At 73.0% G+C, this 21,962-nt stretch carries 21 protein-coding genes; 12 read left to right on the top strand and 9 right to left on the bottom strand.

What is annotated here, in order from left to right; translation table 11 throughout:
• Window positions 1-22: 22 nt before the first annotated feature.
• From ACLVWQ_RS11810 to ACLVWQ_RS11800, 3 genes are read left to right on the top strand one after another with little or no spacing between them, the layout of a single operon-like run.
• The gene (locus ACLVWQ_RS11810; protein WP_414108329.1) at window positions 23-511 is read left to right on the top strand and encodes a hypothetical protein; all 489 of its coding nucleotides are present in this window, start codon (window positions 23-25) and stop codon (window positions 509-511) included.
• Window positions 512-557: 46 nt separating this feature from the next.
• Window positions 558-1,319 carry a futalosine hydrolase gene (locus ACLVWQ_RS11805; RefSeq protein ID WP_414108328.1) on the top strand — a complete coding sequence of 254 codons (762 nt, stop codon included), beginning with the start codon at window positions 558-560 and terminating at the stop codon, window positions 1,317-1,319.
• The gene (locus ACLVWQ_RS11800) at window positions 1,303-2,157 is read left to right on the top strand and encodes a 1,4-dihydroxy-6-naphthoate synthase (protein WP_414108327.1); all 855 of its coding nucleotides are present in this window, start codon (window positions 1,303-1,305) and stop codon (window positions 2,155-2,157) included. The genes ACLVWQ_RS11805 and ACLVWQ_RS11800 overlap by 17 nt, the downstream gene beginning before the upstream one ends.
• A 115-nt stretch (window positions 2,158-2,272) precedes the next feature.
• On the opposite strand, the gene ACLVWQ_RS11795 is transcribed toward ACLVWQ_RS11800, so the two are convergent.
• Window positions 2,273-2,656 carry a cold-shock protein gene (locus ACLVWQ_RS11795; RefSeq protein WP_149509302.1) on the bottom strand — a complete coding sequence of 128 codons (384 nt, stop codon included), beginning with the start codon at window positions 2,654-2,656 and terminating at the stop codon, window positions 2,273-2,275.
• A 187-nt stretch (window positions 2,657-2,843) separates the two neighbouring features.
• Between ACLVWQ_RS11795 and ACLVWQ_RS11790 the strand changes: the two genes are divergently transcribed.
• Complete coding sequence (locus tag ACLVWQ_RS11790; RefSeq protein WP_414108326.1) at window positions 2,844-3,092, top strand: hypothetical protein; 249 nt, start codon at window positions 2,844-2,846, stop codon at window positions 3,090-3,092.
• A 49-nt stretch (window positions 3,093-3,141) separates the two neighbouring features.
• Here ACLVWQ_RS11790 and ACLVWQ_RS11785 read toward each other — a convergent pair whose 3' ends face one another.
• Both ACLVWQ_RS11785 and ACLVWQ_RS11780 read right to left on the bottom strand, forming a co-directional pair.
• A complete protein-coding gene (locus ACLVWQ_RS11785; RefSeq protein ID WP_414108325.1) occupies window positions 3,142-3,774 on the bottom strand; it encodes an HAD family hydrolase in 633 nt (210 codons plus the stop codon).
• 208 nt (window positions 3,775-3,982) lie between these two features.
• Window positions 3,983-5,032 carry a hypothetical protein gene (locus ACLVWQ_RS11780; RefSeq protein WP_414108323.1) on the bottom strand — a complete coding sequence of 350 codons (1,050 nt, stop codon included), beginning with the start codon at window positions 5,030-5,032 and terminating at the stop codon, window positions 3,983-3,985.
• A 141-nt stretch (window positions 5,033-5,173) separates the two neighbouring features.
• On the opposite strand from ACLVWQ_RS11780, the gene ACLVWQ_RS11775 reads away from it, so the two are divergent.
• Entirely contained in the window at window positions 5,174-7,873 is a 2,700-nt protein-coding gene (locus ACLVWQ_RS11775; protein ID WP_414108322.1) for a helicase-associated domain-containing protein, read from the top strand.
• Between the two features lie 524 nt (window positions 7,874-8,397).
• The gene (locus tag ACLVWQ_RS11770) at window positions 8,398-10,041 is read left to right on the top strand and encodes a DNA repair helicase XPB (RefSeq protein WP_414108321.1); all 1,644 of its coding nucleotides are present in this window, start codon (window positions 8,398-8,400) and stop codon (window positions 10,039-10,041) included.
• Between the two features lie 22 nt (window positions 10,042-10,063).
• Here the strand turns inward: ACLVWQ_RS11770 and ACLVWQ_RS11765 are convergent, their stop codons facing one another.
• From ACLVWQ_RS11765 to ACLVWQ_RS11755, 3 genes are all read right to left on the bottom strand, one after another.
• Window positions 10,064-10,255 (bottom strand): hypothetical protein, encoded by a 192-nt coding sequence (locus tag ACLVWQ_RS11765; RefSeq protein WP_414108320.1) that lies wholly within the window; start codon window positions 10,253-10,255, stop codon window positions 10,064-10,066.
• A 153-nt stretch (window positions 10,256-10,408) separates the two neighbouring features.
• The gene (locus ACLVWQ_RS11760; RefSeq protein ID WP_414108319.1) at window positions 10,409-11,668 is read right to left on the bottom strand and encodes a cytochrome P450 family protein; all 1,260 of its coding nucleotides are present in this window, start codon (window positions 11,666-11,668) and stop codon (window positions 10,409-10,411) included.
• Window positions 11,665-12,153 (bottom strand): acyl-CoA thioesterase, encoded by a 489-nt coding sequence (locus ACLVWQ_RS11755; RefSeq protein WP_414108318.1) that lies wholly within the window; start codon window positions 12,151-12,153, stop codon window positions 11,665-11,667. The genes ACLVWQ_RS11760 and ACLVWQ_RS11755 overlap by 4 nt, the downstream gene beginning before the upstream one ends.
• Window positions 12,154-12,506: 353 nt before the next feature.
• Here ACLVWQ_RS11755 and ACLVWQ_RS11750 point away from each other — a divergent pair, with 353 nt between their 5' ends.
• On the top strand, window positions 12,507-14,684 hold the full coding sequence (locus ACLVWQ_RS11750; protein WP_414108479.1) for a HelD family protein: 2,178 nt from the start codon (window positions 12,507-12,509) through the stop codon (window positions 14,682-14,684).
• A gap of 61 nt (window positions 14,685-14,745) precedes the next feature.
• Here ACLVWQ_RS11750 and ACLVWQ_RS11745 read toward each other — a convergent pair whose 3' ends face one another.
• Window positions 14,746-15,438, bottom strand: a complete 693-nt coding sequence (locus ACLVWQ_RS11745) for a copper homeostasis protein CutC (RefSeq protein WP_414108317.1) — start codon at window positions 15,436-15,438, stop codon at window positions 14,746-14,748.
• 362 nt (window positions 15,439-15,800) lie between these two features.
• Between ACLVWQ_RS11745 and ACLVWQ_RS11740 the strand changes: the two genes are divergently transcribed.
• The 3 genes from ACLVWQ_RS11740 (at window position 15,801) to ACLVWQ_RS11730 (ending at window position 18,962) form a co-directional block, all read left to right on the top strand.
• Entirely contained in the window at window positions 15,801-16,454 is a 654-nt protein-coding gene (locus ACLVWQ_RS11740; protein ID WP_414108315.1) for a hypothetical protein, read from the top strand.
• A 120-nt stretch (window positions 16,455-16,574) separates the two neighbouring features.
• Window positions 16,575-17,822: a Cmx/CmrA family chloramphenicol efflux MFS transporter gene (locus ACLVWQ_RS11735; protein WP_414108313.1), complete on the top strand. Its 1,248-nt coding sequence runs from the start codon at window positions 16,575-16,577 to the stop codon at window positions 17,820-17,822.
• Between the two features lie 18 nt (window positions 17,823-17,840).
• The gene (locus tag ACLVWQ_RS11730) at window positions 17,841-18,962 is read left to right on the top strand and encodes a GNAT family N-acetyltransferase (RefSeq protein ID WP_414108312.1); all 1,122 of its coding nucleotides are present in this window, start codon (window positions 17,841-17,843) and stop codon (window positions 18,960-18,962) included.
• 1 nt (window position 18,963) lies between these two features.
• Here ACLVWQ_RS11730 and ACLVWQ_RS11725 read toward each other — a convergent pair whose 3' ends face one another.
• Together ACLVWQ_RS11725 and ACLVWQ_RS11720 are read right to left on the bottom strand one after the other, a co-directional pair.
• The gene (locus tag ACLVWQ_RS11725; RefSeq protein WP_414108311.1) at window positions 18,964-19,239 is read right to left on the bottom strand and encodes a DUF4031 domain-containing protein; all 276 of its coding nucleotides are present in this window, start codon (window positions 19,237-19,239) and stop codon (window positions 18,964-18,966) included.
• Window positions 19,236-19,640 (bottom strand): hypothetical protein, encoded by a 405-nt coding sequence (locus ACLVWQ_RS11720; RefSeq protein ID WP_414108310.1) that lies wholly within the window; start codon window positions 19,638-19,640, stop codon window positions 19,236-19,238. The genes ACLVWQ_RS11725 and ACLVWQ_RS11720 overlap by 4 nt, the downstream gene beginning before the upstream one ends.
• Window positions 19,641-19,873: 233 nt before the next feature.
• On the opposite strand from ACLVWQ_RS11720, the gene ACLVWQ_RS11715 reads away from it, so the two are divergent.
• Window positions 19,874-20,794: a MurR/RpiR family transcriptional regulator gene (locus tag ACLVWQ_RS11715; protein ID WP_414108309.1), complete on the top strand. Its 921-nt coding sequence runs from the start codon at window positions 19,874-19,876 to the stop codon at window positions 20,792-20,794.
• Between the two features lie 119 nt (window positions 20,795-20,913).
• Window positions 20,914-21,888, top strand: a complete 975-nt coding sequence (gene murQ / locus ACLVWQ_RS11710; RefSeq protein ID WP_414108307.1) for an N-acetylmuramic acid 6-phosphate etherase — start codon at window positions 20,914-20,916, stop codon at window positions 21,886-21,888.
• Window positions 21,889-21,962: the final 74 nt, after the last annotated feature.

Raw genomic sequence — 21,962 nt, 5'->3', positions numbered from 1 at the left:
ACCCGCCCGATAACCTTCGGCCATGAGCTCCCAGCGTCCCCTCGCGCGCCGTCGCCGCGCTGTCGCCGCCGTCGGCGCCGTTTCTGCCGGACTTCTCGTGCTGTCCGCCTGTGACAAGCCGACGCCGATGGCCACCGTCACGTTCGGCAAGGACTCGGTCAGCGTCCAGGCCGAGTGCTACGAGGACGGCAAGGACATCGGCAAGGAGGCAGCGGCCAAATGCGCCCTCAAGAAGTCCTCCGACACGATCAGCGTCTCGCAGGGCGAGACACTGCGCATCGGTGTCGACCCGGAGATCGCCGACGAGGGCTGGGCCCTGTGGCTCAACGGCCAGCAGGTCACGTCCCCGTACAAGAAGACGTACTACGCCTTCGAGGGCGTCGACCTCTTCGCGGAGCAGCAGGGCCAGGCCGCCCCCAAGACGATCTACATCAGCGTCGTCCAGCAGAACAAGGCCGGTACGCAGATCAAGGGCGTCTGGAACTTCAAGCTCGAGAACGCGGACGCTTGAGCCGCTCGACCGGCTCCAACCCTGTGGTCCTTCCGAGCCACCGCTCATGCGTGCCCTCGTAACCACCGCGGTCCCCGCCGAACGGGACGCGGTGGCCGCGGCGTTCACGGCCCCGGCCCGGGAGCACACGGTTCCGGGAGCGGACCTCACCAGGCTCGTGCTCCCGGCGGACCGCCCCACCGCCGACGGCCCGCCCGACGGTGACGTCCTCGTCCTCGATCTCCTCGCCGGCGGTGTGGGTCCGGCGTCCGCCGCCGCGTCGACCGCCGCCGCGCTCACCGCGGCCGCGCTGGCCGGTGAGCCGTACGACGTGGTCGTCTCCGCCGGGATCGGCGGCGGCTTCCAGCCCGGCGCGCCGCTCGGATCGCTCGTCCTGGCCGACGAGATCACCGTCGCGGACCTCGGCGCCGAGACCCCCGACGGATTCGCCCCGGTCACCGAGCTGGGCTTCGGAACCGTCACCCACCGGCCGCCGGAATCACTCGTACGAGAGATCGCGGCCGTCACCGGAGCGCGTACCGGCGCCGTCCTGACCGTGAACACCGTGACCGGAAGCGCGGAGCGCGCCGCGGAGCTGCGCCGACGCCACCCGAGGGCGCTCGCCGAGGCCATGGAGGGGTTCGGAGTGGCGGCGGCGGCCGCGGCACACGGCGTCCCCGTACTGGAGATCCGCGCCGTGTCCAATCCCGTGGGCCCGCGGGACCGCGCCGCCTGGCGCATCGGCGACGCCCTCGCGGCACTCACCGGGGCCTTCGGGAAGCTCCCACCCGTACTGGAGAGTTGGAACCCACATGACCTCACTCACTGAGCCCCTGAAGATCGCGTTCTCGCCCTGCCCGAACGACACCTTCGCCTTCGACGCGTGGGCCCACGGCCGGATCCCCGGCGCGCCCGCCCTCGACGTGACCTTCGCGGACATCGACATCACCAACGGCATGGCCGAGCGCGGCGAGTTCGACGTCCTGAAGGTGTCGTACGCCGTCCTGCCGTACGTCCTGGACGAATGGGCCCTGCTGCCCTGCGGCGGCGCGCTCGGGCGGGGCTGCGGGCCGCTGGTCCTCACCCGGGAGCCGGGCGTGGACCTCACCGGCCGCACGGTCGCGGTGCCGAGCGAGAAGTCGACCGCGTACCTGCTGTTCCGCCTCTGGGCCGCGGACACGGTGCCCGGCGGGGTCGGCGAGATCGTGGTCATGCCGTTCCACGAGATCATGCCCGCCGTACGGGACGGGAAGGTGGACGCCGGACTGGTCATCCACGAGGCCCGTTTCACGTACCAGAACTACGGTCTGCACAACCTCGCGGACATGGGCGAGCACTGGGAGCGCACGACGGGTCTGCCGATCCCGCTGGGCGCGATCATCGCCAAGCGGTCGCTCGGCGAGAGCACGCTGCGGCTGCTCGCCGAGTCCGCCCGCTCGTCCGTGCGCGCGGCCTGGGAGGACCCCGAGGTGTCCCGCCCCTACGTGATGGAACACGCGCAGGAGATGGACGCGTCGGTCGCGGACCAGCACATCGGCCTGTACGTCAACGAGTTCACGGCCGACCTCGGGGAGGACGGCTACGCGGCGATTCGCGGCCTCCTGACGCGAGCGGCGGCCGAGGGGCTCGTACCGCCTCTCGCGCCGGAGGCCCTGGCGTTTCCCTGAGGGGTTTCCCCGGCCGGTTTCCCTGACGGGAGGGACGGCCGGGACGGATTGCGTCCGCTGCCCGGTGGGGGCTTGTCGCGCAGTTCCCCGCGCCCTTTAAGGGACGCGGGGCGCGCTAGACGTCCAACTGGTCGGCCACCGCGCGGAGAAGGCCCGCGATCTTCTTGCCCGAGGCCTTGTCCGGATAGCGGCCCCTCTCCAGCATCGGTGTGATGTTTTCGAGGAGGGTGGTCAAATCCTGGACGATGGAGGCCAGTTCATCCGGCTTACGGCGCTGGGCGGCCGCGACGGAGGGCGTGGGGTCCAGGAGCGTCACCGAAAGTGCCTGGTCACCGCGCTGCCCGGCGACCACACCGAACTCCACACGCTGTCCCGGCTTGAGAACATCGACTCCGGCGGGCAGGACCGAGGAATGGACGAAGACGTCGCCGCCGTCGTCACGGGAGAGAAAGCCGAAGCCCTTCTCACTGTTAAACCACTTGACCTTGCCGGTCGGCATGTCTGTCCTCGTCCTGGTACTCGTCGAAAAAACGCGGCTGAAACTGGCGGCTGAAACTGCTCGGGAAACAGGTCTGTACAGCACTGCAGCGGGTCGTCGGACCCGCCGGTACCAAGGCTAATGGTCCGGCGGCTGCTGACAAGACGTCACTGGATTGTTCCTGTGCGCAGGGAACTACCCTGGTCGAGTGCGTGACAAAACCCAACCGAATTCCGCCGCGACCGGAGACGGCCTGATCCGTACCGGCGCCATCGTGTTCTTCGTCGGAGCCGTGGCCACACTGGTCACTGTCGCCCCGCTGCTGCTCGACACGACGCCCTTTCCTTCGTACATGTTCGGTCTGAGCATGTTGATGGGCGTCGGGTTCCTCATCGCGGGAGCGGGGGTGTTCCAGTCGATCGCCAGTGGGCGCCGGCAGGCGCGCGGCCGTTCGTGAGCCTCGGGGTTTCCCCCGACCGCCGGTGGTACGTGGCTGGTCGCGCCCCCTAGCGGCGCGCCCCCTCGTAACCCGCCAGCCAGTCCGGGAACTCCAGCAGGTCCTTGAGCACCACGTCGGCGCCCGCCGCACGCAGTTCGTCCGCGTCGCACGGGCCGGTGGCCACCGCGACGGACAGCGCCCGCGCCGTGCGCGCCCCGCGTACGTCACCGGTGTGGTCGCCGACGTAGACGCCGGCGTCGTGCTCGCGCAGCGCCTCGGCCTTGCGCTCGGCCCACAGGTCGCCGATGACGGCGTCGGCGTCGATCCCGAGATGGCTGAGATGCAGCTTGGCGTTCGGCTCGTACTTCGCGGTGACGACGATCGCCCGGCCCCCGGCGGCCCGTACCGCCGCTATCGCCTCACGGGCTCCGGGCATCGCGGGCGTCGCGGCGACGGCGTACGCGGGGTACATCTCCCGGTACACGTCCGCCACGGCCGGGACCTGCTCGGCCGGGAACCAGTTGACCAACTCCTCCGCCAGCGGCGGCCCCAGCCGCGTGACGGTGAGATCGGCGTCGATGTAGGTCCCGGTCCGCTCGGAGAGCGCCTGATAACAGGCACGGATCCCGGGCCGGGAGTCGATGAGGGTCATATCGAGATCAAACCCGACGGTCAACACACGAGAACTCATACCCCTCATTGTGCCCACCCCCCGTAAGGGGCGCGGGGAACTGCGCGCCCAGCCCCCACTCACCCGCACCCGACGCCCAGCCCCGTCAGGAGCCCAGAGAGCCGCACACCAAGCCCCGCAAGGGGCGCGGGGAACTGCGCGCCCAGCCCCCACTCACCCGCACCCGACCTCCGACCCCGCCCGCTCGCCCGCTCGCCGCTCAGAAAAGGCACACCCACTACTTCCGCCGCTGCGACCGCCACACCAGATACAACGCGGAAGCGACCGCCGCGGTCTTCAGGACCCACGGCCACGTGTCGGAGATCGCGTCGCCCATCCGCTCCGGTTCGATGGGCGCGCCCCAGCGGTTCTCCGAACGCCCCCAGAGCCAGACGATTCCCCCCGTGACGACCAGGCCGGGCACGACGAGGACGGCCCACTTCGACTCGCTGGGGCTCAGCCGGCGCGAGAGGTAGGCGATCAGCCAGCCCAGCGCCATCACGATGAGGTTGCCGATGATCGCGCCGGCCACCAGCAGGGCCGCGGCGAGCAGCAGCAGGGGGTTGGACCAGCCGAAGCCACCGCCACCGCCCCCACCGCCGCCCCCGCCGCCCCGCTTGCCGAAGGGGCGCAGGCGCGGGACCAGCCGACGGCGTACGCGCCCGGCCTGTGCGGCCGCCTCGACAGGCGCGGCGGCGGTGTCGATCCCGTCGGCGTCGGCGTCGGCGTCGTCGAACTCGTCCCCCGGCGGCGGCTTGAACAGTTCCGGGATCTCCACGCCCCCGGTGAACCCGGGCACGCTGTCCGTCGCCCCGAACGGACCGCTCTCCACGCGCCACCAGTCGGGCTGCGGCCCGGTGCCGAGCTCGTCCGTGCTCGCGAGGTGCGGCGGGGTGGGCGCGGGACCGGCCGTCTCGGCCACGTCCGACTCCGCGGGCCGCTGCCGTGGCACCGCACGGCGCAGGCGCTTCGGCCGGGTCTCAGGCTCCTTGGCGCGCTGGGTGGGAACGGCGGTACCCGCCCCGCTGCCGTTCCCGCTGCCGTTCCCGTTGCCGTCGGTCCTGGCGTCCGCCGCCGTGACCACCGACTCCGGGCTGCCGATGCGATCCAGGATGCGGCGGACCGACGCCGGGCTGTCGGCGGTCGCCTTGGCCCGCCGCCGGTCGATCTCGTTCCGCAACTCCGACACGAGCCGCATACGCGTCCCGGACGGCAGCTGCCGCTGCTGGGCCAGGTCGCCCACCCGGCTCAGATAGTCGAATACGAGCTGGTCGCTCTCGATCCCCACGAAGTCCCCTCCGGGGCGCCCACGTTGTCTTTTCCCGCCCGACCGACGGTACCGCGCCCGCCGCCGGTGACCAGCCCCGGCACGGCAGCGGCTCACACCAACGGGAACGGCGGCGGGGGCCCACCCGCTACCGTGGATCGGATGAGCGTCCAGGAGCAGTCACCAGAGGGGCCCGGCGGGGCACCCGCAGAGGAGCCCGCCACCGCCGGGACACACCCTCGTTCGCTCGCGGAGGACCTGCGAGCCCGGGACGACTCCGCCCTGTCCGCGCTGCTGCGGGCCCGCCCCGACCTCATCACCCCCGTACCGACCGACCTGACCCAGCTGGCCACCCGGGCGGGCACGCGCGCGTCCGTGATCCGCGCCCTGGAGCGTCTCGACCGGTTCGCGCTCCAGACGGCAGAGGCGCTGGCCGTGGCCCCGGACCCGACGCCGTACGGCACGCTCCTGGCCCTGCTGGCGGGCGACGCGACCGACCCGGCGGTCGTCGAGGCGCTCCCGCGCGCCGTGGGCACCCTGCGCGAGCAGGCGCTGGTGTGGGGCCCGGACGACCGGCTACGGCTGGTGCGCACGGCCCGCGAGCTGCTCGCGCCCTCGCCGCAGCACCCGTCCCCGACCGGTCTCGGCCCGACGGTCGCGGAGGCCACGACGGGCATGTCCCCTGGCCGTATCCAGGAGCTCCTGACGACGGCCGGGCTGGCCACGACGCACGACGCGGTGTCCGCGGTGGAGTCCCTCACGGCGCTCTTCACCGACCGCGCCCGGATGTCGGCCCTGCTCGACTCGGCCCCGCCGGACTCCCTGGACGTCCTGGCGCGGCTGGTCTGGGGGCCGCCGTACGGCCAGGTGACCGCCGACCCGGCGTCCCGGCTGCGCTGGCTCCTGGACCGCGGACTGCTCCTGCCGACGGCGCCCGGCACGGTCGTACTGCCCCGCGAGGTCGCCCTGCATCTGCGCGCGGGCCGGGCGCACCAGCGGGCGGAGCCCCTCCCTCCGTCGGTCGAGCCGGCCTCCGTGCACCGTCCGCAGGTGGTGGACTCCACGGCGGCCGGGCAGGCGTACACCGCGCTCGCCACCGTCGAGGAGCTGCTGAAGGACTGGGACGAGGGCGGCCCCTCCGCGTTGCGCGCGGGCGGTCTGAGCGTGCGTGACCTGAAGCGGACGGCCGTGGCCCTGGACGTACCGGAGCCGGTCGCGGCCTTCTGGGTCGAACTCGCCTACGCGGCGGGCCTGCTGGCCGCGGACGGCGAGGCCGACGAGCGGTACGCGGCGACGCCCGTCTACGACGAGTGGCTGGACCTCCCGGCGGCCGAGCGCTGGACCTGGCTGGCCACGGCGTGGCTGTCGGCCACCCGCACGGCCGGTGTGGTGGGCGGCCGGGACACCAAGGAGCGCACCCTGGCGGCGCTGGGCCCCGGCCTCGACCGTTCGGCGGCCCCCGAGGTCCGGCACCGGGTCCTCCGGCTCCTCGCCGCGCTGCCCGAGGGCGGCTCCGCGTCCCCCGACGCCCTCGTCGCCCGCCTCCACTGGGAGCGTGCCCTGCGCGGCGCCGCCTCCTCGGACGATCTGCGGGCCCGCCTCGCCCGGTGGACGCTGACGGAGGCCGAGTCACTGGGGGTCACCGGCAGGGGCGCGCTGTCCGCGCACGGCCGGGCCCTCCTGGGGGCGCCGCCGGCCGCACCCGCCCCGGAGCCGACCGCCGCCCCCGACAGCCGTACGGGTACGGGCACGGGTACCCGTACAAGCGCGGGGCCCGGTGACAAGCTCCCCGTCCACCACCACGACCAGCACCGGAACCACCACGACCCGGCGCCCTCGCCCGAGCCCCGTTCCCCCGCCGAGCTGGCCGCCGCCGCGTCCCTGGCGGGCGACCTGCTGGCCCCGCTCCTCCCGGAGCCCCTGGACCACGTGCTCCTCCAGGCGGACCTGACGGCGGTGGCCCCCGGGCCGCTGCGACGCCCGCTGGCGGACGTGCTGGACGTCCTGGCGGACGTGGAGTCGAAGGGCGGGGCGACGGTGTACCGCTTCACGCCGGGTTCGGTCCGCAGGGCCCTGGACGCCGGCCGCTCGGCCTCCGACCTCCAGGCGTTCCTCACGGCCCACTCCCGTACGCCGGTGCCGCAGCCGCTCGCCTATCTGATCGACGACGTGGCGCGCAGGCACGGGCACCTGCGGATCGGCGCGGCGTCGGCGTACGTCCGCTGCGACGACGACGCGGTCCTGAACGAGATCGTCGCCGACAAGCGGGCACAGGGACTCCGGCTGCGCCGCCTCGCGCCCACGGTCCTGGCCGCGCAGGCCGACCCGGCCACGCTCCTCGAAGGGCTGCGCGCGATGGGTTTCGCACCGGCCGCCGAGTCCGCCGAGGGCGATGTGCTGATCACCCGCGCGCACGCCCATCGCACGCCCCCGCGCGCGGCGCCCGAGCCGGTGCCCGACGGCCCGCCGTCCCCCGACACGACCCTGCTGGGCGCCGCGATCCGGGCCATCCGGGCGGGTGACCTGGCCTCCACGACCCCGCGCAAGCCGTCCGTAGCCTCCGACCGGAACGAGGGCCAGGGGTCCGGGCCGGGCCAGGGGCGGAACGGCACCCTGCCGCGCACCACCTCCGCCGAGACCCTCGCCACCATGCAGGCCGCCGTGCTCACCGGCGGCACCCTCTGGATCGGTTACGTGAACGCCGAGGGCTCCGCGAGCCAGCGCGTCATCGCCCCCGTCCGGGTGGAGGGCGGCTTCGTGACGGCGTACGACCACACCGCGGACGAGGTCCGCACGTATCCGCTGCACCGCGTGACAGGCGTGGCGGAACTGGCGGACGAGCCGCCGGGCGGACAGGCCTGAGCCCTGCCTCACCCGTAGGGGCACTCACGGGGGTGCGGGCGCCCTTTCACGCGCGCCGTGCCGGACGCCGTGCCGGACGTTTCCCATGAGCACCGTCCCGGGCAGCACCGTCCCGGTCAGCACCGCCGCGATCGGGATCGCCCCCGGCGGGGGGCCTGCCGCCCCGAACGCCCCCGCACGCCCCGCGGGCCGGACCCGGCAGCTCCCGGGTCCGGCCCGTCCCCTCCGTGGCCCCCACCCCGGCTCAGCGCCTCCAGAAAGGCTTCCCGATCCTCATGCGCCCCACGCGTTCGGCGCGCGGCGACCGTGGGGGCTCCCTCGGCCGCGGCCTGGGCAGTGACCTGCGCGGTCGCCATTCTTCGGGGCCGCGGCGGTACATCTGAATTCGTGCCACTCCTCGGAATGAATAGACATCCAGTAGGACAGGGCGCGGACACCGGCCGTTCACGACAGCGGGCGCCGGCGATCAGGCACACTGGACGTTTGGCCGCGCACCTCGCACGGCTGTGCAGAAGGGGACGCGCGTGAATGGTCCACTCATCGTCCAGTCCGACAAGACCCTGCTCCTGGAGGTCGACCACGAGCTGGCGGGCGAGTGCCGCCGCGTCATCGCGCCCTTCGCCGAGCTGGAGCGTGCGCCCGAGCACATCCACACCTACCGGGTGACCCCGCTCGGCCTGTGGAACGCGCGGGCGGCCGGGCACGACGCCGAGCAGGTCGTGGACGCGCTCGTGCAGTACAGCCGCTACCCGGTACCGCACGCGCTGCTGGTGGACATCGCGGAGACGATGGGCCGCTACGGGCGGCTCACGCTGAGCAAGCACCCGGCCCACGGGCTCGTCCTGACCACCACCGACCGGCCCGTCCTCGAGGAGATCCTGCGCTCGAAGCGGATCACCCCGCTCGTGGGCGCCCGGCTCGACCCGGACACCGTGGCCGTGCACCCCTCCGAGCGGGGCCAGATCAAGCAGACGCTGCTGAAGCTGGGCTGGCCCGCCGAGGACCTCGCCGGGTACGTGGACGGGGAGGCGCACGCCATCACGCTGGCCGAGGACGGCTGGGCCCTGCGGCCCTACCAGAAGCAGGCCGTGGAGAACTTCTGGCACGGCGGCTCGGGCGTGGTCGTACTCCCCTGCGGCGCCGGAAAGACGCTGGTCGGGGCGGGTGCCATGGCCGAGGCGAAGGCCACCACGCTGATCCTCGTCACGAACACCGTCTCGGCCCGGCAGTGGAAGCACGAGCTGATCAAGCGCACCAGTCTCACCGAGGAGGAGATCGGCGAGTACAGCGGTACGCGCAAGGAGATCCGGCCGGTCACCATCGCGACGTACCAGGTGCTGACGACGAAGCGGAAGGGTGTCTACCCGCACCTGGAGCTCTTCGACTCCCGCGACTGGGGGCTGATCGTCTATGACGAGGTGCACCTGCTGCCCGCGCCGGTCTTCAAGTTCACCGCCGACCTCCAGGCGCGCCGCCGGCTCGGTCTGACGGCGACGCTGGTGCGCGAGGACGGCCGGGAGTCGGACGTGTTCTCCCTCATCGGGCCGAAGCGTTTCGACGCGCCCTGGAAGGAGATCGAGGCGCAGGGTTACATCGCGCCGGCGGACTGTGTCGAGGTGCGGGTGAACCTCACCGACTCCGAGCGGCTGGCGTACGCGACCGCCGAGACGGAGGAGAAGTACCGCTTCTGCGCGACGACGGCGACGAAGCGCAAGGTCACCGAGGCGCTGGTGCGTCGTTTCGCGGGCCAGCAGACGCTGGTCATCGGCCAGTACATCGATCAGCTCGACGAGCTGGGCGAGCATCTGGACGCGCCGGTCATCAAGGGTGAGACGTCGAACGCGCAGCGCGAGAAGCTCTTCGAGGCGTTCCGGCAGGGGGAGATCAGCGTGCTGGTCGTGTCCAAGGTCGCGAACTTCTCCATCGACCTGCCGGAGGCGACGGTCGCCATCCAGGTGTCGGGCACCTTCGGCTCACGTCAGGAGGAGGCCCAGCGGCTGGGGCGGGTGCTGCGTCCGAAGGCGGACGGCCACCAGGCCCACTTCTACTCGGTCGTGGCCCGCGACACCGTCGACCAGGACTTCGCGGCCCACCGCCAGCGCTTTCTCGCCGAGCAGGGCTACGCGTACCGGATCGTGGACGCGGACGAGCTCCTGGCGGACAACTGAGGGCGAGGGCTCACCGAGGCGGCTACCGACGGCGTACGCCCGCTTCCTCTCCGTACTCACCGAGGAGGACCACTCCGACGGTGGCGCCGGCGAAGACCTTGACGGCGCGCAGGGCGTCGCCGAGGCGGTGGCGGTGGGTTTCGCCGCGCAGCGCGGTCGCGCCGGACGGCGGCCGGGGGCGGACGGGGGCCGGGGTGAACGTCGCGGTACTCATGTCTCCATGGTCGGATTCGGCCACCCCCTTTACATCGGCCCATGGGCTGAACCTCGGTCGTCCCCACGTACGACCGTGGAGCTACCTCTCCCCCTAGGGAGCCAGGGAGCCTCCCTAGGGAGCTAGAGGGCAGGGGGCCGGGGGGCCAGGGAGCTACGAGCGCTCGTAGCGCACGGGGATGCCGAGCGCGCCGCGCATCATGCCGTGCGGGATCCAGGCGATCTCGCCGTAGGGGACGGCCAGTTCCAGTCGATGGCAGCGGCTGAGCAGTACTCCCAGGGCGACGGTGGCCTCCAGCCGTGCCAGGGGCGCGCCCAGGCAGTGGTGGATGCCGTGGCCGAAGGCGAGGTGGCGTGCCGCGGGGCGAGTCACGTCGAGGTGTTCGGGGTCGCCGCCGTCCGCCAGGGGCGCGTCGCGGCTCGCGGAGGACAGGGCGACGACCACGACGCTGCCTCGTTCGATCGGGGTGCCGCCGATGTCGAGGTCGGCGGCGGCGTACCGCATGGTGGTGATCTCGGCGGAGCCGTCGTAGCGGAGGAACTCCTCGACCGCGGAGGGCAGGAGGTCCGGGTTCGCGCGGAGCAGTTCCAGTTGGCCGGGGTGCCGGAGCAGGGCGAGCACGGCGTTGCCGAGGAGGTTGAGCGTCGTCTCGTGGCCCGCGATGAGCAGGAGCCTCATCGCGGAGATCAGTTCCTGCGGGGAGAGGCGCCCGTCGTCCTCGTCGCGCACGGCGATGAGAGCGGACGTCAGGTCGTCCTCCGGAACCGCTCTCTTGAGCTCGATCAGCTCGACCATCAGGCGGTTGAGATTGCGGAAGCCGGTCTCACTGCGCGGAGTTCCGAGGGCGAGCCCGTCGCTCGTCCACTCCTGGAAGTCCGGTCGGTGCCGTGCGGGTATGCCGAGCAGTTCCGCTATCACCGTGACGGGTATCGGAGCGGTGAACGACGCGACGAGGTCCGTCTCACCCGCCGGGGGCAGCGCGTCGATCAGGTCGTTGGCCAGCTGTTCGATCCGGGGGCGCAGTTCCGCCGTCCGGCGCGGGGTGAAGGCCCCGGCGACCAGGCGCCTCAGCCGGGTGTGGGTGGGCGGGTCGGTGTGGAGCATGCCGCCGCCCCCGAGGTCCGCGCGGTGCGTCACGAAACCGGCCGCGCGCAGGGCCTCGGCCGCCGGAGCCGGGTCCTTCAGCAGAGCGGGGTGCGTCAGTGCCTGACGGGCTTCGTCGTGGCCGACGACGAGCCAGCCCTCGACCCCGGAGTTGAGGACGGCGGGGTGGACCGGCCCCGTCGCGCGCAGACCGGCGTACCGGTGCGGGGCGTCCGTCTTGAAGGCCGCGTCCAGCGTCACACGGGCGAGGTGGGGACAGGAGGCGCCGGGGGCCGCGTCGGTGGCGCCGTCGCCGTTCGTCGTCCTCACGCCGCACGCGCCGTACGGCCCACCGGGTCGCCGATGAGCCGTACGGCGATCTCCTTCACCCCTCCGGTGATCGGCGTCGGCATCAGCGTCGTGGAGTCGAGGTTCACCTGGACCCGGCTGCCTTCGGCGTACAGGGCGGTCCGGTCGAGGGACCGTATCTGGTAGCCGTACGTGTAACTGGTGTTACCGATGCGGTCCACCCAGAAGTGCACCGCGATCCGGCCGGGCTCGACGATGGGCTGGTGGTAGGTGATGGTCTGGGTCCGCACGACCTGCATCGATTCGGCGAAGGCGGAGCGTGCGGAGTCGTAGTGCCAGCCCTGGCTCAGCCAGAACCCGGTGACGGCGCGCTCCACCAGCAGCAGATAGCGCGAGTTGTGCAGCACTCCGGTGGGATCGAGATCCTCGAAGTGCACGTCCACGACCTGAGTGGTTCCGGAGGGCAAGGGGTCTGCCGACTTGGCGGGGTCATGGGTCGGTGCCACGAGGGGGCTCCTCTTTGTGCGGGTTCCTGGGCGGGCTGTCAGGATCACCTCGGTGCGCGCGCCTTCGCGTCGGCAGAAGTCGCCTACCTCCTCGCGCGGCCCGGTGCTCCCAGGAGGGTCCGGGCCGGGAGGGTCCGCGCCGGGGGCACGGAAAACCCGTTGGCCTCGGGGCCCGCCCTTCGCCTAAACTCGCCGCCTTCCCCGCCTCCCTCCCTGGAGCGCCGCCGCCCGGACGGAAACCGGCCGGCCCCGGCCCGCCGCACGACGCCCCGCCGTACGGCGACGCGGCCATTCCACGCAGCAGGTTCCACGCCTCGGAGGCAACGCCCGTGTCCACCCCGCCCGACGCCGCCGTGCCCGACTCCACTCCATCCGGGTCCACTCCATCCGGCTCCCCCGCCTCCCCTCCTCCCGCTTCCCCCGCGGCCGGACCGGGGCCGTCCGACGGCCCCCTCGCCCGCGAGCGCGCCCATCTCGCGCACTCCCGGGCCGCGCTGCGTTCGATGCGTGAGGACGTCCAGTCCCTCGACATCCGGGACGTCACCGCGAACTGGGTCAACGCGGAGGTCCTGACCCGCCAGATCGACGACCGCATCAAGGCCCTCGCCGACCTGTCCCACACCCCGCTCTTCTTCGGCCGCCTCGACTACCTGCACGCGCCGGGCGCCGACCGGGCGGAGGGCGCGCGGGGCGAGCGCTTCTACATCGGGCGCCGGCACGTGCACGACGCCGACGGCGACCCGATGGTGATCGACTGGCGCGCCCCGGTGTCCCAGCCCTTCTACCGGGCCTCCAGGAACACCCCGATGGACGTCGCGCTGCGCCGCCGCTTCGGTTACACGGGCGGCGAGCTCACCGCGTACGAGGACGAGCACCTGTCCGACCCCGGCGAGACGGCCGCCACGAGCAAGCTGCTCCAGCAGGAGATCGAGCGCCCGCGCGTGGGCCCGATGCGCGACATCGTGGCGACGATCCAGCCGGAGCAGGACGAGATCGTACGGTCCGGTCTGGGCGGCACGGTCTGCGTGCAGGGCGGCCCCGGCACCGGCAAGACGGCCGTCGGTCTGCACCGGGTCGCGTATCTCCTCTACGCCCACCGCGAGCGGCTCGCCCGGACCGGCACCCTGGTCATCGGGCCGAACGCGTCCTTCCTCAGCTACATCGAGCAGGTGCTGCCCGCGCTGGGCGAGCTGGAGGTCAAGCAGGCCACGGTCGACGACCTGGTCGCGCATGTCGAGGTGCGGGGCAGGGACGAGGCCCCGGCCGCCGTGGTGAAGGGCGACGCGCGGATGGCGGAGGTGCTGCGCCGCGCCGTCCGCGCGCACGTCACCCTGCCGGCCGAGCCCGTCGTGGTGGTCCGCGGCTCACGGCGCTGGCGCGTACCGGCGTACGAACTGACGGACATCGTGCAGGAACTGCTGGACCGGGAGATCCGGTACGGCGCGGCCCGTGACGCACTGCCGCAGCGCATCGCGCACGCCGTGCTGGTGCAGATGGAGCGGTCGGGCGAGGCGCCGGACGACCGGGTGCAGGACGCGGTGGCCCGCAACCCCGCGGTGAAGGCGGCGGTGAAGGCGATCTGGCCGCCGGTCGATCCGGCGAAGCTGGTGTTCCGGCTGCTGTCCGACGCGGACTTCCTGGCACGGCACGCGGAGGGTGTCCTCACGGAGGACGAGCAGGAGACGATCCGGTGGGCGAAGCCCGTACGGTCGGTGAAGTCCGTCAAGTGGGCGGCCGCGGACGCCGTGCTGATCGACGAGGCCACCGACCTCGTACAGCGCACGCACTCCCTCGGGCATGTCGTGCTCGACGAGGCGCAGGACCTGTCCCCCATGCAGTACCGGGCGGTGGGGCGGCGCTGCACGACCGGTTCGGCGACCGTGCTCGGTGACCTGGCGCAGGGCACGACGCCGTGGGCGACGCGGAGCTGGGACGAGGCGCTGGCACACCTCGGCAAGGGGGATGCGGTGGTCGAGGAGCTGACGGCGGGCTTCCGCGTACCGACGGACGTGATCACGTACGCGTCCCGGCTCCTGCCGTACATCGCACCGGGCCTGACCCCGGTGGCGTCGGTCCGCGAGAACCCGGGCTTCTTCGAGGTGCGCGACATCAGGGCGGACGGCGGCTCGACGGACGGCAGCGCTGCGGACGGCGCCGCCGAAGTGGTCGCGGCCTGTGAGGAGTTGCTGCGGCAGGAGGGGTCGGTGGGTCTGATCGCGGCCGACACGCGCGTGCCGCTCCTGTCGGAGGCCCTGGCGAAGGCGGGTCTGCCCCACCTGTCCCCCGGTGAGGAGACGACCCTCACCACCCGCCTCACCCTGGTCCCGGCGTCGCTCGCCAAGGGTCTGGAGTACGACTACGTGGTCCTGGACGAACCCCGGGCCGTGGTCGACGCCGAACCGGACGAACGCACCGGCCTGCGCCGCCTGTACGTCACCCTGACCCGAGCGGTCTCCGGGCTGATCGTGACCCACGCGGCCCCGCTGCCGGCCCAACTGAGCGAGGCTCCGGCGCCGCCCGCGACGCCCTGAGTTCAGGCGCGGGTGCCGGCCGCGGGCCGGTGGGGCCGGGCGGACGCGCGGCTCACGCGGCTCACGCGGTGTCCAGCGCCGTTCGCCACTCTTGTACGGCCTCCGGTGACACCGGTGCCGTCCAGCCGTCGGGGCGGGCCGCGCCGCCGATGTGGAAGGCGGTGACGCCCGCCGCCCGCAGGCGCGGTACGTGGTCCAGGCGGAGGCCGCCGCCGACGAGGAGTTGGGGCTCGTAGCCCGGTTCGCCGTGGCGGGCGGCCTCCGTGAGCAGGGTCGGCAGGCCCTCGTCCACGCCGGCCGGCGAGCCCGCCGTGAGATACGTGTCCAGGCCGGGGAGGGCGGAGAGCTGCTTGCGCAGGGCGTCGCGGTCGGCGGCGCGGTCGATCGCCCGGTGGAACGTCCAACGGCAGCCGTCCAGTTCGGCGAGCACCGACTCCAGCGCCGGCAGGTCGGGGTCTTTGGCCCCGTCCAGGAACCCGAGCACGAACTCGTCCGCGCCGGCGGACCGCAGCTCCCGTGCCACCCGTACGAGCGCGCGTACGTCTCCGGCGTCGAAGCCGTCCGCCAGGCGCAGCATCACACGCAGCGAGATGTCCACGGCGGCGCGGATCCCGGCGAAGGTGGCGACCGGCGGGGTGAGGCCGTCGGCGGCCATGTCGGTGACCAGCTCCAGCCGGTCGGCGCCTCCGGCCTCGGCGGCGACGGCGTCCTCGGGGTCGAGGGCGATCACCTCCAGGACTGCGTGCTGGGTCATGGGGCCTCTTTCCTCGGGGGCGGCGGGGACAGGTCTAGTCCAATACTCAGCCTACGCGTGTTCCCTGCGGGGCTTGGGCCGGTTTCTTGGGTGCGGGTGGGGTGGGGCTGGTCGCGCCGTTCCCCGCGCCCCTGAAAGACGACAGATTGCGCCGTTCCCCGCGCCCCTGGTGGGTAGAGGCTGCGGCGTTGTCCGGCGCGCCTCAAAGACAAAAGATTGCGCCGTTCCCCGCGCCCCTGGTGGGTGGAGGCTGCGGCGTTGTCCGGCGCGCCTCAAAGACAAAAGATTGCGCCGTTCCCCGCGCCCCTGGTGGGCGGAGGTAGCGGCGTTGTCCGCGGCCCCGGTGGGCGGAGAATGGGGGCATGAGTGATCTCGGTGTGCTGCGTGCTCGTTGGGTCGGTTCTCTTCGGCGGAGTCGTGGGGCGGGCGTGTCCGGGATCGGCGCCGATCCCGCCCCCTACGCCGACAACCTCATCGGCCGCTGGTCCGAGCCGCAGCGTCGGTATCACACGCTCGACCATCTGACCGCGGTCCTCGACCACGTCGACGTGCTGGAGCAGGGCGCGGACGACCCGGATCTGGTCCGGCTGGCCGCGTGGTTCCACGACGCGGTCTACCTCCCCGACCGCTCCGAGAACGAGGAACGCTCGGCCCGTCTCGCCGAGCGCGCCCTCCCCGAGGCCGGCCTCTCCGCCGCCGCCACCGCCGAGGTCGCCCGTCTCGTCCGGCTGACGCTCACGCACGCCCCGGCCGGCGACGACCGCAACGGCCAGGTGCTGTGCGACGCCGACCTCGCGATCCTCGCCGCACCGGCCGACGCGTACGCCGCCTACACGGCGGCGGTCCGCGAGGAGTACGCCTTCGTGCCACCGGACGCCTTCCGCGAGGGCCGCGCGGCGATCCTGCGCCAGCTCCTGGACCTGCCCCGCCTCTTCCACACCCCGTACGGGACAAGGGAATGGGAGGGTCCGGCCCGCCACAACCTGACGAGCGAGCTGACCCTGTTGACGGGCTGAACGGCACCCGGTGGAATGGCGTGTCCGTCCTTGAGGTTGGCACCTGATATGCCCGTCCCCACGAGCTCCAGCTCCTCCACCCGTACCGATACCCGTCCCCGTACCCGTAGCCGTAACCCCATGCCCCTGGCCGTCTACATCCTCGGCCTCTCCGTCTTCGCGCTGGGCACCAGCGAGTTCATGCTCTCCGGTCTGCTGCCGGCGGTCGCGGACGACTTGCACGTGTCCATTCCGCGCGCGGGACTGCTGATATCCGCCTTCGCGGTCGGCATGGTCGTCGGAGCGCCCCTGCTGGCCGTGGCGACGCTGCGGCTGCCCCGCCGTACCACCCTCATCGCGCTCATCACCGTCTTCGGCCTCGGCCAGATCGCGGGCGCCCTCGCCCCGAACTACGCCGTGCTCTTCGCCTCCCGGGTCGTGAGCGCCCTGGCCTGCGCCGGTTTCTGGGCGGTCGGCGCCGCCGTCGCCGTCGCCATGGTCCCGGTGACCGCCCGTGCCCGCGCCCTCGCCGTGATGATCGGCGGACTGTCGATCGCGAACGTCCTCGGCGTCCCGGCGGGCGCCTTCCTCGGCGAGAGCCTCGGCTGGCGTTCGGCGTTCTGGGCGGTGGGCGCGGCCAGCGCGGTCGCGCTCGTGGGAGTGGCCACCCTCATCCCCCGTATCCCGCTCCCCGACGAGAAGCCCCGGCTCAGGCGGGAGCTGCGGATCTACCGCGACCGGCAGGTCTGGCTCTCCATCTCGCTGATCGCGTTCGCCGCGGGCGGCGTCTTCTGCGCGTTCAGCTATCTCGCCCCGCTGCTCACGGACGTGGCCGGGCTCGACGAGGGCTGGGTGCCCGGCGTGCTCGCGCTGTTCGGGATCGGCGCGCTCATCGGGACGGCGGTCGGCGGCCGGATCGCGGACGCGCACCTCTTCGGGGTGCTCCTGTCGGGCATCGCGGCCTCGACGGTCCTGCTCGTGGCGCTCGCGCTGCTCGGGCGGTACGCCGTCGCGGCGGCCGTCCTCGCCTTCCTCCTCGGCGTCTCCGCCTTCTACACGGCCCCGGCCCTGAACGCCCGCATGTTCAACGTCGCGGCCGACGCCCCCACCCTGGCCGGCGCCACCACCACGGCCGCCTTCAACCTCGGCAACACCGGCGGCCCCTGGATCGGCGGCGCCGCCATCGACGCGGGGCTCGGTTTCTCCTCCCCGGCCTGGGCCGGCGCGGCGCTGACCGTCGCGGCGGGGGTGCTGACCACGGTGTCGCTGCGCCTGCACCGGCGGGGGCCGTCGTCGCGGGTGGTCACCGGAGCCGTGCCCGCCCCGGGTACCGGAGCCGTGTCCCCGGCCGTGGCGGCCGGAGAAAAGACGGGCCGCCCCACGAACTGATCACCTATCCTCACCGGCATGCGAGCCATGGGTGGGGACCAGGTGGAAGAGGCCGTCTCGGGTGCGGTCGCCGCCCTGCGCGGCGCGGCCGACCGGGACTGGAGCGTCCGGGCGGGCCGCCTGGAGTGGAGCTGCCGCAGGACGGCGGAGCACATCGCCTCGGACCTCCTCTCGTACGCAGGCCAGCTGGCCGGCCGCCCCGCCGACCGCTACGTACCCTTCGAGATCACCTTCGAGGAGTGCGAGAGCGCCGAGGACGTCCTCCAGGTCGTCGAGGCGACCGGAGCCCTGCTCGCGGCGGCCGTGCGCACCGCTCCGCGGGAGGCGCGGGCCTACCACCCGTACCCCTTCCGCAGCGCGGGCCGTGAGGGCTTCGCCGCGATGGGGGTCACCGAGGTGCTCGTGCACACGCACGACGTGGCGGAGGGCCTCGGGATCGGGTACGAGCCACCGGCCGCGCTCTGCGCCGACGTACTGGCCCGGATCTTCCCGCACGTCCGCCCGGAGCCGGGCCCCGACCACTGGCGGACCCTCCTGTGGGCCACGGGCCGCGGCGAACTGCCCGGCCGTGCGCCCCTCTCCACCTGGCACTGGAGCAACAACCTCGTCGTCCCCGCCGGCCGCCTCACCCTCCAGGGCGTCACCCCGGCGGCCGCCGCCGACCTGCGCACGGGCGGCACCGGAGGCTTCGAGTGGATCGAGGGCGGCCCCTTCCCTGGCACCCGGGACGCCGCCGGCATGGTGGTGAAGGCGTACGAGGCCGGGGTGCACCGCCCCGAGTGGGGCATGTTCGTGCTGGTCAGGCGCGAGGACGGCCGCGCGGTCGGCGGCCTGGGCTTCCACGGCGCGCCGGACGAGGAGGGCCGCGCCGAGGTCGGCTACGACCTGGCGGAGCCGGCCCGCGGCAACGGCTACGCCACCGAGGCCCTGCGCGCCCTGTCCGCCTGGGCCCTGGCCCGCGAGGACCTCACGTCCCTGTTCGCGACGGTCGACCGCACCAACTCCGCTTCCCAGGCGGTGCTCACCCGCGCGGGCTTCACCCGGGTGGACACGGCGGGCGCGGCAGGTGCGGCGGGCTCCGTGGGCGACGACGGGGAGCAGCAGTACGCGTACGAGCTACGCGGCCGGGCCACGGGCTGAGTCACGCGGCGGAACCGGGCCGCCCCTTGGGCCTGCGCAGCCCGGCCGCGTACAGGATGCGGACGACCTCACGGCTGCGCACCCGCACGGCACCGGCGTGCACGGCGTCCTCGTACCGGTGCGAGGGAATGTCGTAGTGGTCCCGCTCGAAGGCGCGGGCGGGGACGCCCAGCCGGCGGGCGAAGTCGTGCAGCTCGTCGTAGGAGACGTCACTGACGAGGTGGGACCACATACGGCCGTGCCCCGGCCAGTCGGGCGGATCGATATAGACGCTCACGACGCGGCACCCCCCATGGCCGGTCCGAGCGCGCCCACCGCGGCGACCGAGACCGCCGCCTTGTGGCACACCCAGTGCGGATCGGGGCCCAGCTCCGGCTCGATCTCCAGGGCATGGGGACCGCCCTCGGCGCAGACCGGGCACAGCGGCCAGCGTCCGTACTTCTCCAGCAGGGCGTCCTGTACGTCCTGGGCGACGAGCCCGGCCACGTACTCGACGCCCTCGGGCCACTGCTCGACCCACCAACGGCGCTGCACGACGGACTCCTCGACCATCGACACGACATCGGCCTCGGCGACCTCACCCGCGACAAGATCAGCGATGACCGCCGCCCGAGCCGCGTGCAACGCCAGCTCCAGCGCACTGACGGAAGCGGGAGGGGGAGAGGCCGAGGATTCCATACCCCCATTGTGCGACACCACCAATCAGGGTCTTTGAGGGCCGCGGGCAACAGCGCGATCTTTGTCTCCAGGGCCGCGGGCAACGGCGCAATCTTTTAGGGGCGCGGGGAACTGCGCGCCCAGCCCCCACCCACCCGCACCCGCCGACCCCCCGAACCACCCCGAGCCCCTCTCCTCTCCCCCTCCCCCCTCGTCCTCTTGACCCTCCCCCCGCCCGAAAATATCTTTCATACGTGACCCACGAAGTGAAGGAAATTTTCGCGGGCGAAACCCCGCCGGCCCCCGCAGCCCTCGCCGCAAAGGTCCGCACCCTCGCCCCGTCGATGACCCGCTCCATGCAACGGGTCGCCGAAGCCGTAGCCGGCGACCCCGCAGGCTGCGCGGCCCTCACCGTCACCGGCCTCGCGGAACTGACCGGCACCAGCGAAGCGACCGTCGTCCGCACCGCCCGCCTCCTCGGCTACCCCGGCTACCGCGACCTCCGCCTCGCCCTCGCCGGCCTCGCCGCCCAGCAACAGTCGGGCCGGGCCCCCGCCGTGACCGCCGACATCGCGGTCGACGACCCGATAGCGGACGTGGTCGCCAAGCTCGCGTACGACGAACAGCAGACGCTCGCCGACACCGCCGCCGCACTGGACACGGTGCAACTGGGCGCCGCGGTGGGAGCGCTCGCGGCCGCCCGCCGTATCGACGTGTACGGCGTCGGGGCGTCCGGCCTGGTCGCCCAGGACCTCACCCAGAAGCTGCTGCGCATCGGCCTGATAGCCCACGCGCACAACGACCCCCACCTCGCCGTGACCAACGCCGTGCAGCTACAGGCCAAGGACGTGGCGATCGCCATCACGCACTCCGGTTCGACGGGGGACGTCATCGAGCCGTTGCGGGTCGCGTTCGAGCACGGGGCCACCACGATCGCGATCACGGGCCGCCCGGACGGCCCGGTCACCCAGTACGCGGACCACATCCTCACGACGTCCACGGCGCGGGAGAGCGAGCTGCGCCCCGCGGCGATGTCGTCACGGACCAGCCAACTGCTGGTGGTGGACTGCCTGTTCGTGGGGGTCGCGCAACGGACGTACGAGACGGCCGCGCCGGCCCTGTCGGCGTCGTACGAGGCGTTGGCGCACCGGCACCGCAGCACGTCCCGTCAGTGACCGGAACGCGCGCGGCCGCACGCACCGGATCGCCCGCCCAGCAGATCGTCCCGTAACCGCCTGTACCAGCCCCCCCCGTACCAGCCCGTACCAGCCCGTACCAGAAAGAGCCGCCGTACATGACCTCCAGCGCCGATGCCACCGACGCGCCCGACACCTCCTCCCCCTCCGACCACCGTGGTCTGCGGGACGAGTTGGAGAGCCTGACCACCGAGGCGTTCCGTCCGGAGCACTCCGAGATCGACCGGCTGTCCACGCTGGACATCGCGAAGATCATGAACGGCGAGGACGCCACCGTGCCGACCGCCGTCGCCGCACGGCTGCCGGACATCGCCGCCGTGATCGACGCCGTCGCGGAGCGGATGGGGCGCGGCGGGCGGCTCGTCTACGCCGGCGCGGGCACCGCGGGGCGGCTCGGTGTACTGGACGCGTCGGAGTGCCCGCCGACGTTCAACACGGACCCGGGCGAGGTCGTCGGGCTGATCGCGGGTGGTCCGAGCGCGATGACGACCTCGGTGGAGGGGGCGGAGGACTCCGCGGAACTGGCCGTCGAGGACCTGTCCGCGCTGGGCCTCACGGCGGACGACGTGGTGGTCGGTGTCTCCGCGTCGGGCCGCACCCCGTACGCGATCGGGGCGGTCGAGCACGCCCGCGGGCTCGGCGCCCTCACCGTCGGCCTGTCCTGCAACGCGGGCAGCGCGCTGGCCGCGGCGGCGGAGCACGGCATCGAGGTCGTGGTAGGGCCCGAGCTGCTCACCGGTTCCACCCGCCTCAAGGCGGGCACCGCGCAGAAGCTCGTCCTCAACATGCTGTCGACGATCACGATGATCCGCCTGGGCAAGACCTACGGGAACCTGATGGTCGACGTACGCGCCTCGAACGAGAAACTGCGGGCCCGTTCGCGCCGTATCGTCACGCTCGCCACCGGCGCGTCCGACGAGGAGATCGAGGCGGCGCTGACGGAGACGGACGGCGAGGTGAAGAACGCGATCCTCACGATCCTCGGCGAGGTGGACGGCCCTACAGCCGCCCACCTTCTCACCCAGTCGAACGGCCACCTGCGCAAGGCCTTGGCAACGGCCCTCCGCCCCTGAGGGAGCGCGATCTTTCAGGGGCGCGGGGAACTGCGCGACCAGTCCCCACCCACCCGCACCCGGCGACGCCGCCG

This window comes from Streptomyces sp. CWNU-52B (genome assembly GCF_047444975.1).
Classification (GTDB): Bacteria; Actinomycetota; Actinomycetes; order Streptomycetales; family Streptomycetaceae; genus Streptomyces.
Note: the sequence above shows the minus strand (reverse complement) of the source record. Positions and strands in the feature narration are given on the sequence as shown.

Bases quoted from the DNA above. Each gene is read 5' to 3' on its own strand.
- ACLVWQ_RS11810 (WP_414108329.1), top strand. From the start codon at position 23: ATGAGCTCCCAGCGTCCCCTCGCGCGCCGTCGCCGCGCTGTCGCCGCC.
- ACLVWQ_RS11805 (WP_414108328.1), top strand. From the start codon at position 558: ATGCGTGCCCTCGTAACCACCGCGGTCCCCGCCGAACGGGACGCGGTG.
- ACLVWQ_RS11800 (WP_414108327.1), top strand. From the start codon at position 1,303: ATGACCTCACTCACTGAGCCCCTGAAGATCGCGTTCTCGCCCTGCCCG.
- ACLVWQ_RS11795 (WP_149509302.1), bottom strand. From the start codon at position 2,656: ATGCCGACCGGCAAGGTCAAGTGGTTTAACAGTGAGAAGGGCTTCGGC.
- ACLVWQ_RS11785 (WP_414108325.1), bottom strand. From the start codon at position 3,774: ATGAGGGGTATGAGTTCTCGTGTGTTGACCGTCGGGTTTGATCTCGAT.
- ACLVWQ_RS11775 (WP_414108322.1), top strand. From the start codon at position 5,174: ATGAGCGTCCAGGAGCAGTCACCAGAGGGGCCCGGCGGGGCACCCGCA.
- ACLVWQ_RS11765 (WP_414108320.1), bottom strand. From the start codon at position 10,255: ATGAGTACCGCGACGTTCACCCCGGCCCCCGTCCGCCCCCGGCCGCCG.
- ACLVWQ_RS11745 (WP_414108317.1), bottom strand. From the start codon at position 15,438: ATGACCCAGCACGCAGTCCTGGAGGTGATCGCCCTCGACCCCGAGGAC.
- ACLVWQ_RS11740 (WP_414108315.1), top strand. From the start codon at position 15,801: ATGAGTGATCTCGGTGTGCTGCGTGCTCGTTGGGTCGGTTCTCTTCGG.
- ACLVWQ_RS11735 (WP_414108313.1), top strand. From the start codon at position 16,575: ATGCCCCTGGCCGTCTACATCCTCGGCCTCTCCGTCTTCGCGCTGGGC.
- ACLVWQ_RS11730 (WP_414108312.1), top strand. From the start codon at position 17,841: ATGCGAGCCATGGGTGGGGACCAGGTGGAAGAGGCCGTCTCGGGTGCG.
- ACLVWQ_RS11720 (WP_414108310.1), bottom strand. From the start codon at position 19,640: ATGGAATCCTCGGCCTCTCCCCCTCCCGCTTCCGTCAGTGCGCTGGAG.
- murQ (WP_414108307.1), top strand. From the start codon at position 20,914: ATGACCTCCAGCGCCGATGCCACCGACGCGCCCGACACCTCCTCCCCC.